Source organism: Aquimarina sp. AWH4_224, assembly GCF_056160245.1.
Map to the genome: position 1 here is coordinate 1 of NZ_JBSWWU010000019.1, position 17,491 is coordinate 17,491.

The window sequence follows — 17,491 nt, forward strand, 5'->3', positions numbered from 1 at the left end:
AACCTTTGGTAACAGAACTATCCAAATCAAATCCATAGGAAGATCCTGAGTAATCCTTAACCGTAGGTCGAGGATAATCCGTGGGTAAATCTAAAACTGAAACTCCCCCTGAAAAAACAGATAACCAATACTCCTTTGAAGACTCTAAACTTGAACGATACGAAGAACTCTGTTGCCAATATGAATAATCCTTATACTGAAGTGATAAGTCTGCTAATGAATCTCCTCGATAATATCCCATCAAATCACTCAACAAAATACCCTGAGAAACTCCATCATTAACAATATGATGAATATCTAACATCAAAATATAATCCTCATCAGACAATCTAATCAATCCTACCCGTAATAAAGGTGGACGGCTCAAATCAAAGGGAACCACAAACCTTGAAATCAATGAATCAACTTCTAATTCATTAACCAAACCATAATCCGCTATCGAAAATGAAAAATCATCAACAATATGTTGTTGTGCCTCTCCATCTACCATCACAATGCCCGTGCGTAAGATCTCATGTCGCTCTATCAAAGAAATAAAACTAGACTCTAACAAAGAAACATCTAAAGAACCTTGCAAGCGAACAACCTGTGGCATATTATAGGCCAAGGATAAACGATCAAACTCATATAAAAAATACAAACGCTTCTGAGCAGATGATAAAGGATAATACAACTGCTGGGGAGCTAAGGGAATGCTACTTAAAACATCACTGGTATCCATAGTTGATAGATACTCTCCAAAACTGCGAATATCCTGATACTTGAAAATATCCTGTAAACTCAAATCCAAGGATAACTCCTTGCGTAATCGATTCATTAAAATCGTCGCTTTCAATGAATGACCTCCTAACTCAAAAAAGCTCCTGGTCACACTAATCTTGGATGCCTCTAATCCTAAGACATCACTCCATATCTCTACCAACTTAGACTCTAATGAAGTCTCTGCTGCTTGGTAAGAATCAACATCTTCTAAACTAGGAATAGGCAAACCAGAGCGATCAATCTTACCATTGGAAGTCAGTGGTAAGGAAGACAGCTCCACATAATAACTCGGAACCATGTAGTCCGGTAAACGATCTTGTAAATAACTCTTTATATCGGATACATTAACCGAAGAAGATGAAGATACATAATAACCTACCAAATGATCATCTCCTCCCCAATGTTGAATCATAACCAAACCTTCTGAAATAGCAGGGTAACCCGATAAATGATATCCAATCTCCCCTAACTCTATACGATAACCTCTCAACTTTACCTGATCATCTATACGGCCTACAAACTCCAAATCTCCATTCGATAACCTTCGTACCAAATCCCCTGTCTTATACATCTGTAAGCCTTCTCGATATGGATCTGCTATAAAACAATCAGATGTCTGATCCTCTAAACCTAAGTATCCTTGACTAACGCCTGACCCTGATATGTATAACTCACCTATACAACCTATAGGCAGCAATGATAAATCTGAACCTAAAACATACCCAAAAGTATTGCCTAATGGACGGCCTATAGCAACATTACTACCAATAGGTAACTCATCGGTAACCGCATTGATAAAAGAAGTAACCGTAGTCTCGGTAGGACCATACTCATTATAAAAAGCATAATCACCTACATAACGATTCGACAGCTCACTACTACAAGCCTCTCCTCCTGATACGATACGACGTAAACTCGGCTGAGAACCTAAACTTAAGCCCGATAAGTAAGAAGGGGTAGCATGCAAATGGGTAACTCCTTGAGAACGTAAGTAATCCGAAAATAACCCACTATCCAAAATCGTAGCTTCATCCAATAAAACCAAAACACTACCACTACATAAGGCTAGCCAAATCTGCTCTACAGATGCATCAAATCCTATATTGGAAAACTGTAAAATACGATCACTACCTTCAATCCCAAAGCAGGACAACTGAGAACAAACCAGATTCAATACATTACCATGATTAACCTTTACCCCCTTAGGGTTACCTGTAGAGCCCGAAGTGTAGATAATATAAGCCGTATCACTACTAGCGATATCAACATCTAAAGCATCCAAACTATATCTTGAAGCAACCTTAGAAAATGATGACATCAACGAAGTATCGACAATCAAATCCAAACCACTATCCGATACGATATATGACAAACGAGAAGCCGGATTACTCAAATCCAAAGGAACATAGGCACAGCCTAACTTTAGAATCCCTAAAATAGAGACCATCATATCAAATCCTCGAGGCAGTTGAAGACCAACATAAGAGCCTGAACAAACACCATGAACATCTCTTAAATAGTGCGCCAAACGAGTAGAACGTGCATCCAAATCTCCATAACTCATTTCTAAATCTCCATGAACTAAGGCAACACGATCTGGATCAGAAGCTACACTAGCCTCAAATAATGATAGAAAACTATCAGCTTCTCCATAATCTACATCCGTAGCATTAAAAGAGTATAACAAATCCTCTTTATCTGTTGCAGAGAGATACTCAATATCTTTAACTTTCTTAGTTCCAATATTCACCATTGAGTTTATTACCTCCTGCAATTGGCTTCCTATCATTAAAACTATCTCTTCATTGAGTACCGATGGGTTATAGCTGAGATCAATCTTTAATGCTTCTTCAATAGACACTGCTATTGATAGTGGATAGTTGGTTTGCTCTTTCACCTGTACATTGTCAATAACAATTCCTGAAAGGCTATCTTCATTAGCACTAGAAGGGTAGTTCTCGAACACAACAATCGTATCGAACAAATCTCCTTTTACCCCAATACTATCCTGAATTTCAACCAACGACGAATGACTATACTCTCTAGAGGATGTATGCCCTTTTTGAAGGGTAGTAAGCCAATCTACAATAGAAGACTCTCCTTCAATAGTAGAACAAACTGGAAGTGTGTTAATATATAATCCAACTCTTTCTTCTATATTGATGATTTCAGGAATTCTTCCCGAAACAGTCGCACCAAAAACCACATGATTTGAATTCGTATACCTTGACAATAAAAATGCCCAAGCACCTTGAATTACGGTGTTAACAGTAAGATGGTGGCGCTGCGTAAAATCTGAAAGAGTACTATATACTTGATCGCTTATTGAAAAACTATATTTTTTATTTTCTTCCTGTATGTTTTTATCCTCATAAATACTAGTAAAAGGAAGAACTGTAGGCTTTTGGATATTAGCTAAATAAGTGTTCCAATAGGTATTGGTTTTTAATTTTGATTTTCTGCTGATCGCATCTATGTAATCCCTATAATTATCGATCTCTATTGGATCAATTTCTTCTACATTAATTAATTGAGAATAACCCTCAACAAATTCATTAACAAGAACTGGGAATGACCAACCATCCCAAAGTATATGATGATCCGTAATAACCATTTTTGTCTTTGTAGAAGACAACTTCAACAAAGTAATTCTCATTAAAGGAGGTGTTTCAAGATCGAAAGGAGTTTGTGCATCTTCTTTTAAAAAATCAGAAATTGCTACATCTAACTCCTCTTGATTATATTGACTATAATCCAGTACTTCTAATGGTAAACAAGCATTTTCAAAAACCCCTTGTACGGGAGCATCAAATGCATCAGAAAAGAAAGCTGTTCTAAGTACACTATGAGCTGCAATTATTTCGCCCCAAACTCGTTTGAAATATTCTAGATTTAGGTCTCCAGTTAAATCACAACTACATTGTACTACATAAGCATTATAATCTAAATTATACATGCTATGAAAAAGTATGCCTTCTTGCAAAGGACTCAGTTTGTATACATCAACTAATCCCTCTTTGGCTTTTTTATCAAAGAATTCATTTAATTGAAAATTCGTAGTAACCTCCGTAAGTCCATAATCATCTGGTGTTTTTACATTTTTTTCAAGTTCTGCACAATGCTCTATAATATGCTCTAGGTTCTCTTGGAAACTATCTGCTAAGGACTGAATAGTATTTTCATAGTACTTTGTTGTATCATATGTCCATATCATTTCCAGAACTCCATTGGTTACCATCCCGCTAACCATGATTTTATGAAGGTTTTGGTTAGCATCACCTATATTCTTTCCTGCGCTTTCCTCTGCCCAACTCAAAAAATCTTCTGATGTAGAAACCCTATCAAAATTCCCTAAGTAATTAAATATTAACTCCTGGAAATTATAAGATTCAAACGCATTCGATTCATTGGCTTTACTCAGGTATTTGGAACATACTCCAAATCCTAAACCTTTATTAGGAATTTTTCTTAACTGCTCTTTTACTTCGGTAATTAACTCTGGTAATGTATACTTATCAGAATGGGATAACAAAACAGGATAAATATTTGTAAACCACCCCACAGTTTTACTTAGGTCAATCTCTTCTGCTATTTCTTCTCGACCATGTCCTTCTAAAGCAAGAACAAAATCTGATCGTTCTGTCCATTTACAAATCGCCCTTGTTAATGCACTGATAAGCAGATCATTTATTTCTGTATTATAGGCTTGGTTGGTTTGTTGCAGCAAAGCATTCGTATATTCGGAAGAAAGTTTGATTTTGATTTCTTCAACATCTTGTTGTCTCGATACTTTGGTCGATTTTAAATCGACCGGTAAAGGTTGAAATTTTTCAAGCGTATTTTTCCAATACTTGGTTTCATTCTTTAGCAAACTACTATTCGAGTAGTTGAACAGGCAATCTTGCCATTCTCTAAAAGATGTAGTTTTTGTATATGGCTGTACTTTTACACCCTTAATCAAAGCATCAATTATTTCCGACAAATCTTCAACAATAATTCTCCAGGAAACCCCATCTACTGCAATATGATGAGCGACAATATACAATCTATTAAACTGTTCTTTTTCAGGAGTATTAATCAATACAAACCTTACCAACTCTCCTTTTTCAAGAGATAAACTGCTCTGACTTTTTTCACAAACAGCTTCTAATTTTTCATGAAAATTATCCGTTCCATGAATATCAACAATATCGAGTTCGCCTTTGTAGTTTCCATAATACTGGGTAGGGAGATCTCCTGTAGAAAAGTCATATTCAAACCGTAATGCATCATGTTGATCCATTAAGAATTTGACAGCTTCTTTTACTTGTGCTGAATTAATTTTTTTATTGACATTAAGAAGTACAGACTGATTATAATGATCTTTTTGCAGAAAATCAGTTTGAAAAAAATGCTCTTGGATCGGACCTAAAGGCACCTCTCCTTCCAGATATCCTTGTTCAGCTTTTACTCCATCGTTTTCTCGAAGATGATTGGAAAGTTCTTCAATGTTTTGGAAATTGAAAATGTCCTTAGTTCTAAAAAACAGTCCATTTTCTTTTGCCCGACTTACAAATTGAATTGCAATAATAGAATCTCCTCCTAATTCAAAGAAATTATCATTGATCCCAACCTGATTGATCCCCAATAGTTCTTGCCAGATAGCAGCAATCTCCCTTTGAATTTTGGTTTGAGGTGCTATAAATTCTGAAGTAGATATGTCATCAATTATTGGTTCTGGTAATTTTCTTTTATCAACTTTCCCATTTGATGTTAAAGGGATTTCGTCTATTTGAATAATAAAAGCCGGAACCATGTAGTTAGGTAGTTTATCCTTCAACTGTTCGATTATTCGACTTTTATCAAACCCTCTCTCCGGAACTACATAACCGATCAACTTCTTTATTCCCTTTTCATCCTCATCAACTACTACTACTGATCGCTGTACTTCTTCCAAAGTTTCGAGTATAGATTCGATCTCACCAAGTTCTATTCGATACCCTCGAATTTTCACCTGTTCGTCTATTCGTCCAAAAAATTCTAGCTCATTGTTGTTGGTCCATCTAGCGAGATCGCCAGTTCTATAAATAAGTTCTCCAACTTCAAATGGATTTTCTATAAATCTTTTTTTAGTTAATTCTTCATTATTTAAATACCCTTTGGTCACCCCTTTTCCAGATATATATAACTCTCCAACAGAGCCAATAGGTAAAATCGAAAGATTCTCATCCAGTATATAGGCATGTGTATTATTAATAGGCAGACCTATTGGCAACCTCGCACCTTCCAAAACTTTTTGGTCTATCAACTTCATAAAAGAAGTAACCGTGGTTTCTGTAGGTCCATAAGCATTATAAAAATTATATGTACTCCAGAATTTGTTTGCCAGAGCCCCCTTACACTCTTCACCTCCAACTACTAATCTTTTTAATGTTGGGATAAACTGCAATTCTATTCCTTCCAAAAAGGAAGGAGTAGTATCTAAGTGAGTTATCTTATGATCAAGTAAATACTGATTAAAACTAAAATTATCTACAATGGTTTCTTTATCGATTAACACCAATGTTGCACCAGTACTTAATGCTAACCATATCTGTTCTACGGAAGCATCAAAACTAATGCTTGAAAATTGTAAAACATTGTCTGCTGCATTCATCCCAAAATAAGCTCCTTGAGAACACACTAAATTCACCAAAGACTCATGTGCTACCATTACCCCTTTTGGTTTACCCGTAGATCCAGAAGTATAAATGATATAAGCGACATCATCTTTATTGATTTCTACTCCTCTCAAATCAAAAGAAGTCTCCTTAAAGTATTCTATTTGATCCAAGAAAATTGTCGGAACTCCGAACAAGTCCTGGTATTTATTTTGAGTAAGTACAATATCAGCTTTTGTATCTTCCAAAATGTACGCTATACGCTCCTTGGGTAAAGAGGGATCTAGAGGGACATAAGCGGCTCCAGATTTTAAGATTCCTAAAATCCCCACGATCATATTAATGGATCTTTCTACACAGATAGGTACAAACATACCCTGCGTAATCCCTCGATTCATTAAATCATTAGCCAAACTATTGGATTTGGCATCCAATTCTGCATAACTAAGCTCTGAGTTGAAAAACTCAAGTGCCTTGGCAAATGGATTTATTTTAACCTGTTCGGTGAAAAGGTCTATAATTGAATTATACTTTTCAATACCCTTTACGTCATTATTCTTGTTGTTAGTACGCAAGATCTGACGGTACTCTTTTTCTGAAACTACATCAATATCTTTTACCTTTTTGAAGGGCTTTTCTACGATTTGGGACAATACCTTTAAATAATATTTCCCTAATCTTTCAATGGTAGTAGCAGAAAACAAATCATCACGATACTCGAATAGAGCTTCCAGACCATTAGAAGTTTTATCTACGGTAAGGGTAAGATCAAATTTGGAAACCTTATATTCTAAGGGCTGTAAAGATAAGTTAGCATCACCAAGAGCTATACTAGGAACTTCTTCATTGTTTTCATAGGTAAACATGATCTGAAACAGCGAGTTTTCAAAACTCTCTCTTTGCGTTGATAAATTGTTCACCAGTAAACCAAAAGGAATATCCTGATGATCGTAAGCTTGTAAGGTTGTTTTCTTTACTTGCTGAAGATGATCAACAAAAGCCTTTTCAGAACTAATTTTAGTTCGTAACACCAACGTATTTACAAAACATCCTATCAGGGATTCGATCTCTGCACTAAATCTATTGGCTACAGGAGTTCCAATACTTATATCTTTTTGGCTTGTATATTTTGATAAAAGCACCTGAAAAGTAGCTAGTAGTAACATAAACATTGTCACCTCCTGATTTTTTGCTAATTTTTCAAGTTCTTGCGTTAAGGATGCACTTATAGGTATCGTAATGGTTTTACCTGTTCCTTTGTTTTCTGAGAATCTAGGATAATCTGATGGAAGATTAATTGGCTCTATTCCGGACAAATGATCCTCCCAAAAAGAAAGTTTCTCTTCAAGTTTTTCTTCCTTCAAATAATGTCGTTCCCAATTTGCATAATCCGCATATTGTATCTCTAGTTCTGGCAACTCTACAGGCCTATTTTCTAATTCAGCATTATACAACTCCATCATTTCTTTGGCAAAAATTGGAAGTGACCAACCATCTGCTGCGATATGATGCATTACGATAATCAGGAGAAAAGTATTATCTGTTCTTTTGTATAGGGTAACTCTTAGCATATGATCCGAAGAAAGATCAAAAGGTTGGTACACCAAATTTTGTACAATTTGATCTTCGGACAAGGAAGTTTTTGTGGTTTCTACATAAGAGAGTTTCCATTGATCTTTAGAAAGTATCTGTTGAAAAAGGTGTCCTTTTTCCTGATAAAAAACTGTCCTAAGACTTTCATGACGGTTCACTATTTTGTTGAATGTAGATTCCAAAATATGCTCGTCAATTTCATTATCAATAGAGAACATTGCTGGAATATGATAATGCGCGCTGCCGTCATAATTATCAATTAACCACAGTCGCTCTTGAGCAAAAGAAAGAGGAATTCTATGATTCTCATCTCGCGAAAACGGTTTGATTCTTGAACCTTTACCATGCTCTGAACTATTTATGGTTTCATTGAGTAAGAACTCTCTAATTTCTTCTTTTCTTTCTCTAAATGTTTCGATATCGGCTTGAGAAACCTCAACGCCCTCTTTTACAGTAAGCATTAGTTTTTCTCCTTCCAAAAAGATGGTAATTCCTTTCTTTGAAGCATCTTCTAAGAAAGATATTACATCAGTTTCTATGCTTAATTCATTTATCATTTCTTAGTATTTTTTAAAGTTCGATAGTAATACCATTCATCACTTCATCTTTTTTATTCAATGAAGAAATCACACGAATATATTTTCCAAGTTCATTTAAATTACCTAGCTCAAAGAATCTTTGGATAGATATATGCACAGAAAATTCCTCATTCATAACCGATAATACTCTTACCGCTAATAAGGAATGCCCTCCTAGTTCAAAAAAGTTATCGTAAACTCCAATTCTGTTGATATTCAAAAACCCTTGCCATATTTCTGCAATCCTAATTTCTACTGGGTCTGTTGGCTCTACAAATTGAGTTGTGAGTACCGAAGTATATTCTGGTTTTGGTAACCTCTTACGGTCTAATTTTCCATTATGATTTAAAGGTATTTCTTCTAATCTCATCATCGTAGAAGGAATCATATATTCTGGTAGTTGTTCTTTTAATGTGTTCAAAATTTCCTTGGCATCAAATTCCTCTTCGCTCATTACTACATATGCACCAAGGATTGCCTCATCTTTTTCATCTTCTACTTTGATAACTGCAGCTTGCTGCACCCCAGTGATTTGTTCTATTGTCGCTTCTATTTCTCCTAGTTCAATTCGATATCCTCTAATCTTAACTTGAGTATCTATCCTTCCTAAAAACTCAATGTTTCCATCTGGAAGCCACTTTGCAAGGTCTCCTGTTTTATATAGCTGGTAAGAGCTTTCTTTCTCATACGGATCAGCTATAAATTTTTGTTTGGTCAATTCGTCTCTATTCAAATACCCTCTAGCGACTTGTATACCGCCTATCAAAAGTTCTCCTGCAATACCGATTGGCAGCTTATTTTTATACTTATCTACGATATAAATTTTTGTGTTGGCAACAGGTTTACCGATCGGAATTACGTTCGAAAACTCTGTATTCTCGGTAAGATTTATCGCTGTTACATCAATTGCTGCTTCTGTAGGTCCATATAAATTATAAAGATTAACCTCAGGAAGTTTGGTTCTAAACTCTTTTACAGTTGATGATTTTAGTTCTTCTCCACTACAAACTACATTTTGCAGACTTTTGCAATTGCCTTGATGCAATTGGGTTAAGAACACCGACAACATAGATGGTACAAAATGCATTGTTGATATTTGTTCCTTTTGAATGAGTTCCTGTAAATACATAGGATCTTTATGACCATCTGGCTTAGCAAAAACTAACCTGGTTCCTGTAATTAACGGCAGTAATAGTTCCCACACAGAAACATCAAAACAAAATGTCGTTTTTTGAAGTATAACGTCATCTTTGGTTACTCCCAAGTAATCTCTCATCCACAATAATCTATTCAGTATTCCCGAATGCTGGTTCATTACACCTTTAGGTTTACCAGTGGTCCCCGAGGTATAGATTACATACGCCAAATCATCATTATTCACCAACACTCCAGATGGTTTACCCGATTCATGAATATATATTTCTTGTTGGTCTATACAGATAGGTTCCTGTGTAGTGAAAAGATCTTTGTATTTGCTTTGAGTGATTACAAATTCAGAATCCACATCCTCTAAAATAAAATCAATACGATCCTGCGGATATTCTGGATCTATTGGAGCATATGCACCTCCAGATTTTAAAATTGCCAAAATTCCGATTATCATTTCCAATGACCGATCGATACAGATTGGAATTATAGTTTCAGGAGTTACACCCTTGTTAATCAATAAATTTGACAAACGATTTGAACGTACATCAAGGTCCTCAAAACTTAAACTATCTTCACCAAGCACTACAGCCGTGGCTTTTGGTTGTGACTTTACCTGTTCTGCAAATAACTCTAATATGGTATTGTATTCGGGGTAGGCCACCTCGGTTTCATTAAAATTATGCAGTATCGCATAATCTTCTGCAGAAGTCACAGGTAGTTTGTATATTTTTTCTTCCGGTCTTGTTGCTACTGCCTCGAGTAAATTCTGAAGATATTGCGATAGACTTTTAATTGTGTCTTCTTTGAATAGGTCAGTTCTGTAATTAATTATGAATTCAATACCATCCGAAGTTTGAGTAGCATCAAAAGTCAATTCAAATTTGGCTACATTGTTATGTACTCCAGCTGCCTTGGTTAAGGTAGTATTACCTAGATTTATTTCCGATAAGTTTTCCTCGTTTTGCAAAATTAGCATCACCTGAAACAATGGGCTTCTATTCAGATCTCTGTTATCTACTACATTATCTATTATTTTTTCGAATGGTATTTGTTGGTATTTCTGTGCCTCAAGTGTGGTGTTCCTAATTATATGAAGCAACTCCAAAAATGTTTGCTCCTCATCCACAAAAGTTCTAAGAGCCAAAGTGTTAACAAAAAACCCTATCAATTGTTCCACTTCAATTTGTTCCCTATTTGCAACAGGTGTTCCCACGCATATATCAGATTGTCCTGTATACTTGGATAGTAAAATTTTAATACCTGACAACAAGACCATAAAAAGCGATACACTTTCATCTTGTGAAATCTTAGTCAGGCCTTGACTCACCGATTTTGGAATCGAAAACTTATAATTTGCTCCTTGATAAGAACTTTTCTTTGTTCTATTAAAATCAGTGGGGATTTCTAAAGGGTCTAGATCTTTTAGTTTAATAGTCCAATACTCCAAACCTTCCTTAAAACTTTCGTCTCCCAGAAATTCATTTTGCCAAATACTATAATCCAAATATTGAATAGGTAAATTTTCGAGTTCAAAATCTTTTCCATTGATCAAAGCAGCATAAATTAAAGAGAGTTCATTTTTAAAAATGGGTATGGACCATCCATCAAAAGCGATATGATGTATCACCATGATTAATTTTTCATAACCTTTCTTCCCTTTTAAAGCCTTAATTCGAATTTTGTGATCTTTTGACAAATCAAAAGGTTCTTGTATGTTTTCGGCTATAAGTTGATCTACCTCCTCTGGAGATAATTTTTCAATATTTCTTTCGCTTTCGATTTGCCATTGATTTTCAGGAAGAATGCGTTGATATGGTTTCCCATCATTGGTATCAAAAACGGTTCTTAACGGTTGGTGTCTATTCACCAATATTGTCATAGCCTTTTGGAAAACATCAATATCAAAATTCTCTTCTACCTCCAGAATAATTGGCATATGGTAATGTTGCGAACCTTCGAACTGATCGATAAACCAAAGTCTTTCCTGACCAAATGATAATGGTATGTATTGAGGTTTATCCTGAACACAAGAAATTTTGGTGAGCGATAATTTTTCTTGGTTTTCTATAAAAATGGATTGTTGTCGTATTGTAGTGTGCTCGAACAAGTCATTTATAGAAATTTCTACTTCCAATTCCTTTTTAATTTTGCTTGCCAATCGAGTTGCAGAGAGAGAATGTCCTCCTAAGGTGAAAAAATCATCATTGACCCCAATGTTCGAAACACCCAGAATCTCTTGCCATAGCACTTCTAACTCTTTTTCCAGCTCTGTTTCTGGCGCTATGAAATCATTCGAGGAACTCGTCAACGTATTTGGATCTGGAAGTGCTTTTTTATCTAACTTCCCATTGATCGTAAGTGGCATGCTATCAAGCAAAACAAACTGTGAAGGAACCATATATTGAGGTAACTTCTCTTCTAATAGTTTTTTAAGTTCTAATGGTTGTAAATTGGTACTAGAAGTGTAATAGCACAATAAGAATGGATCATTATTTTGTTCTTTTACAATAACCACTGCTTCTAAAATTTCATCACAATCCAAAAGCACATTTTCTATTTCGCCTAATTCAATTCTATATCCTCTAATCTTAACCTGATGATCTTGTCGGCCTATAAACTCTATTTGACCATTTGGGTTCTTAACAACCACATCTCCGGTCTTATACATTTTCTGATGCTCAACAAATGGGTTTTCAAGAAATTTCTCTGCAGTTAAATCTGGTTTATTGATATATCCATCGGCTACACCATTACCACTCACATAAAGTTCGCCAGGAACTCCTATTGGCATAGGTCTTAATTGCCTATCCAGAATATAGATTTGTGTATTTACTATAGGATTACCTATGGGTACAGAAAGACTTGTCTCTGTTTCGGCATATTCGTAAATCATGCAACCTACCGTAGCTTCTGTAGGGCCATACTCATTGTATATTTTTGCTTTCCCTTGAAATTTTTGAAAAATATCTCTAGCCAAAGCAGTATCTAATTTCTCTCCACCAACTACGAACTTTTTATTAAAAATCATGTCTTCTTCTTCAGAAAAATGACTATCACGAATAACTTTCAAATGAGATGGCGTGAGTTTAATAATATCTGTCCTATTGTCTTTAATTATTTTATTTATCGTGGGCTCCTTTCCTTCTTCTTTGTATATGATTATAGAATTCCCAGAGATCAATGGAGTAAAAATTGACGTCACGGTAAGATCAAAGGAAATTGAAGTATACAGTGGAAAATTACCTCTATCTTCGCCTACATAACTTTCTTTTGCCCAAGTAGTATAATTGAAAAGCGAGTTATGATTAATCATCACCCCCTTAGGTGTGCCGGTTGATCCCGAAGTATAAATTACATATGCTAAATTTTTGGGAGATATTTTGTTGTGAACAGGATCTTTCGGATACTTGCCTTTTTCGAACACTACATCAATTGCGAATTTGGGACCTTCATAATAGTCCATATCAAAAATGTAATACATTTCTGAAATCAATAATTTTATTCCCGAATTCGAAATGATATTTTCTTTTCTAGACGCTGGGTATTCTGGATCGATAGGAACATATGCTGCTCCAGATTTCAATATCCCCAAAATTGATAGAATGACATTTTCACTACGATCTAAACAAATTCCTATCAAATCATTGTTTTGGATTTGAAATTCGTTTGATAATTGATGTGCTAATTCATTAGAGCAATCATCCAATTCTTTGTAAGTCCATTGCACATTCTCGTACTGCACTGCGATAGCATCGGGCGTATGCAAAACTTGTTTATTGAATAGATCTAAAATAGTCTCTGAATCCTTTTTTTCTACAATGGTATTGTTGAACTCAGAGATTAGCTTTTGCTTTTCATTAGGTAAAAAGTGATCTAATGATTCGATACTAGTATCGCCAGAACTTTTTGACATTTCTACAATTATATTCTTGAAATGTTCTGCAAATGATGTAATAAAGCTTTCATCAGTTAATTTGTTCTGATATATTATTTCTATATCCAACGTTTCTCTAAAGAAAACATGAATAACAATAGGAATTCCTGTATCTCCATAAGTGGATCGTAAACGAAGAGAAAAATCTTCATTTTTATTGATCGCACTCAAATCAATCGGATAATTTTCTATAACTAGAATTGAGTCAAACAAACTATCCTGAGGTTTTAGATTCAGCATTTCTTTTATTTCATTGTAAGAAGTGCTGCTGTATTCATTGCGAGCTATAAATTCTTTATTTACGCGTTCTAGATACTCGGCTATAGTTAGATGATCAGTATCAGCAATTCTCATAGGGATGGTATTAATAAAATTACCCATCACCTGATCTGCCCCATTTACTGCAGAGTCTCTATCAGATATTGGTGTTCCAAACACTACATCATTGCTATTCAAATACCTTTTCAAAAGGATCCCGTATGCCGCATAAACAATGGTAGCTCGGGTTACTCTATGCGCAGAGACCAGATTATCTATCAGATCCAGAGTAACCTGAGAATGAACCTCTTTTATTGATTCTTTTTTAATACGATCAACGGTTTGGTCTTTGTGAAGTGGTATAGGTTTTATGGTGTAATCTTCTAGGTATTTTTGCCAATACTCTTCACTACCCTCTGCATTTGATCTTTCTTGTATATTTAATAAAACCGACCGGTAATTTGGTTTTCTCGTCTCGGCAGCTATACTATTTTGGATATCATAATAACTAGAAAAGAGTTCTTTTAAAAGAATACCGGTACTCCATCCATCATATAGAATATGATGATGAGTAATCATAAAGATAAATTCCTCTTGTGCTATCTTGAGAACACTAAATCGCAAAGGAACTTGTCTGAGATCAAACTTGCGTTCCCTATCCTTTCTGATTGCACGATCAATCTCCAATGACACACTTTGATCGAAGTTAGTGGTTAGATCACGATAATTAAATTCGATTGTACTTTCTTTAAGAACGATCTGTAAAGGTTTACTCGTTTTCTCCCATTCAAAAACAGATCGTAATACTTCATTATTAGATTGTACGTTCGAAATTGCTTCTTGTAATGTATCAACGTTTAAACTCCCTTTAATTACAAAAGAAAGCTGTATGTTATACAAATTTTGGTCATTATCCTCTAAATAATGAAATAACATTCCTTTTTGAGCCATGTTAAGCTCGAAAATATCCTGAACATTGGATTTATCGATTTTCTGTGCTGAGTACATATCTTCTAAATAAATTTGTGAAAATTACATACGCTCGCTTTTTATGAAAGTATCATTTGATTACTGCGAGGGTATGAAAGAAGTGTCCTGATATAAGGAAATATCAAGATTGTATTGAATAACTAAATGTCTGAGAATTTATACTCACAAACATTTAGCTACCCATACTATATAACTATTGAATACTAAGTTGATTTTAGTTGATGATTATTCGTCTCTAAGACAATCTACAGGATCTACTCTTGCAACTTTGGTAATTTGTAAACCGACTGTAAATAATGCGATGAATAAAGAAAGTAAGCCCGCCAAAATAAAATAGGTTGGTTCTAGATCAATTCTGTAAGAAAAGTTTTCCAACCATTTTTTTGCTATAATATAACTTATTGGTGTTGCAATAATAATGGCGATAACTAGGATTTTGATAAAATCTATTGATAATAGATAAAAAATATTAAAATTACTAGAACCTAGAGCTTTTCTGATTCCTATTTCTTTAAGTCTTCGTTCTGCAGTGAATGCTGCTAACCCAAATAAACCAAGACAAGAAATAATTATGGCAAGCCCTGCAAAATATTGTGAAAGAACTGAAACTCTTTGTTCTGAAGCATATTTTGATTGATATTCGTCATCTATGAATTTGTAATTAAAGGTAAAGCCAGGGTTAAACTCCTTAAAATGCTCCTGAAGATTAGCTATTGTAGCTTTTTGGTTATTAGAATCAATTTTTACCATGATGGAATTTGCATTATTTTCTGGTGTTAGTAGAAAAAACAAAGGAGTAATATCCTTATACAAAGACTCAAAATGAAAATTCTTGACTACTCCTACGATCTGCTTTTCTTTTCCTCTAAATTTGATAGTTTTTCCAATAGGGTCCTGCAAATTCATTGCATCTATCGCTTTTTCATTAAAGATTATTCGAGAAACATCAGAGTTATTGTCTCTGGAAAACGAACGCCCCGATTTCATTTTCATACCCAGCATTTCGATAAAATTGGTATTAACCACTAATACACTAAAGTCAATTTTACTTTCCGGTAATTTTCCTTCCCATTCCAATTCATTTGTCCTTGGATAAAAGAAAAAATCATAATACATACTGGAGGCATTTTTTACCCCCGGAATGTTTTTAACATCCGCCAAGTAAGTCTCTAAGTGTTTTCTTACATTGCCTTCTGCATTATAATAAATCAATCCATCTCTATTGTATCCTAAATTTTTATCCTGGATATAACCAATTTGTTTATATATGATTAATACTGAGGTAATCAAAACAATAGAAATCCCGTATTGAAATACTACTAACCCTTTTCTAGCAAAAACTTCTCCCAAGGACCCTTTGATATTACCTTTTAATACATTTGCCGGACTAAAACTAGAGAGATACAAAGCTGGATAGCTTCCTGCCAAAAGTCCTGTGATAAGAATTACTAATAATATGTAAAACATAAAATAAGGTCCAAAATCAAGTGATAAGTTTTTATCAGCAATCTGATTGAAAACCGGTAAGATAAAATACGTAATCACGATGGCTATTACTACTGAAATGAGTGTCATCAAAATTGCCTCGAAGAAATACTGTACGATTAATGGAGACCTGCCCGAGCCAACTGCTTTTTTAATCCCTACCTCCTTCATTCTCCTCATTGCTTTTGCCGTCGATAAGTTCATAAAATTAATACAGGCTATTACAAGAATAAGTATTGCGACAATTGAAAACAATCTTACATACTCTATTCTACCCCCTACTTGAACGCCGTTTTCAAACTTCCCGTGTAAATACTTATCTACATATGGTATTACAGCCAATGAAGCTTCAAGTTGACTTTCTGATTTGCTTCGAATTAACGATGTAATTTTATCATTAAATCCTTCTATATTATCCGTATTATTTAAAATGAGGTAAGTTCCTGGATAATTGTTCGCCCAATCACTAAACGATGGGAATTTATCAGTTAATACTTTGATTGGTAGTAAAAAGTCAAAATCATCTGAAGATTTGTTTACTTTTTGAAACACTCCCGATACTACAAAATCTCCCCTGTCTTTGATTTCTACAGTTTTTCCGACGGCATCTTTAGAATTGAATAATATTCTTGCCAGTTTGCTTGAAATTACTACCGAGCTTTTATCTGATAAAACCTCTTCTTTGTATCCTTCGATCAAATCATAAGAAAAAACATTGAAAAAATCCGGAGTAGTCCATTTACCTTGGGTACTAAAACTGTTGTCCTTATAAGTAAACGTCATGGATTCGTTAGGTGTTGCAGTAACCGCACGATCCACTTCTGGAAGCTCTCGCACAATGGTTTCTCCTAATAAAGTTGGTGTAATTTCTCCTGTACTTATTCCTTCCAAATCCAATGGAATACTTCTCATAACCTGATAGAGGTTATCTTTTTGTTCATGAAACTTATCAATACTCAATTCATCATTTACCCATAATGAGATAAGAAATACACAGATTAATCCTGAGGATAATCCCAATAGGTTGATAAAAAAAGTAGATTTATTCTTTAAAAAAGTCCTATAAAAAATTAAAAGATAATGTGAGATCATTTTGGTTTTAA

Annotated in this window: 3 protein-coding genes; all 3 read right to left on the reverse strand. The window is 34.7% G+C overall.

Annotated features, from left to right (window positions below):
• A partial coding sequence (locus ACXAGJ_RS23345; protein ID WP_474843431.1) for an amino acid adenylation domain-containing protein occupies window positions 1-8,551 on the reverse strand: 8,551 nt, incomplete at its 3' end.
• A gap of 13 nt (window positions 8,552-8,564) precedes the next feature.
• On the reverse strand, window positions 8,565-14,921 hold the full coding sequence (locus ACXAGJ_RS23350; RefSeq protein WP_474843433.1) for an amino acid adenylation domain-containing protein: 6,357 nt from the start codon (window positions 14,919-14,921) through the stop codon (window positions 8,565-8,567).
• A gap of 207 nt (window positions 14,922-15,128) precedes the next feature.
• Window positions 15,129-17,408: an ABC transporter permease gene (locus tag ACXAGJ_RS23355; RefSeq protein ID WP_474843434.1), complete on the reverse strand. Its 2,280-nt coding sequence runs from the start codon at window positions 17,406-17,408 to the stop codon at window positions 15,129-15,131.
• Window positions 17,409-17,491: the final 83 nt, after the last annotated feature.

Bases quoted from the DNA above. Each gene is read 5' to 3' on its own strand.
- ACXAGJ_RS23350 (WP_474843433.1), bottom strand. From the start codon at position 14,921: ATGTACTCAGCACAGAAAATCGATAAATCCAATGTTCAGGATATTTTC.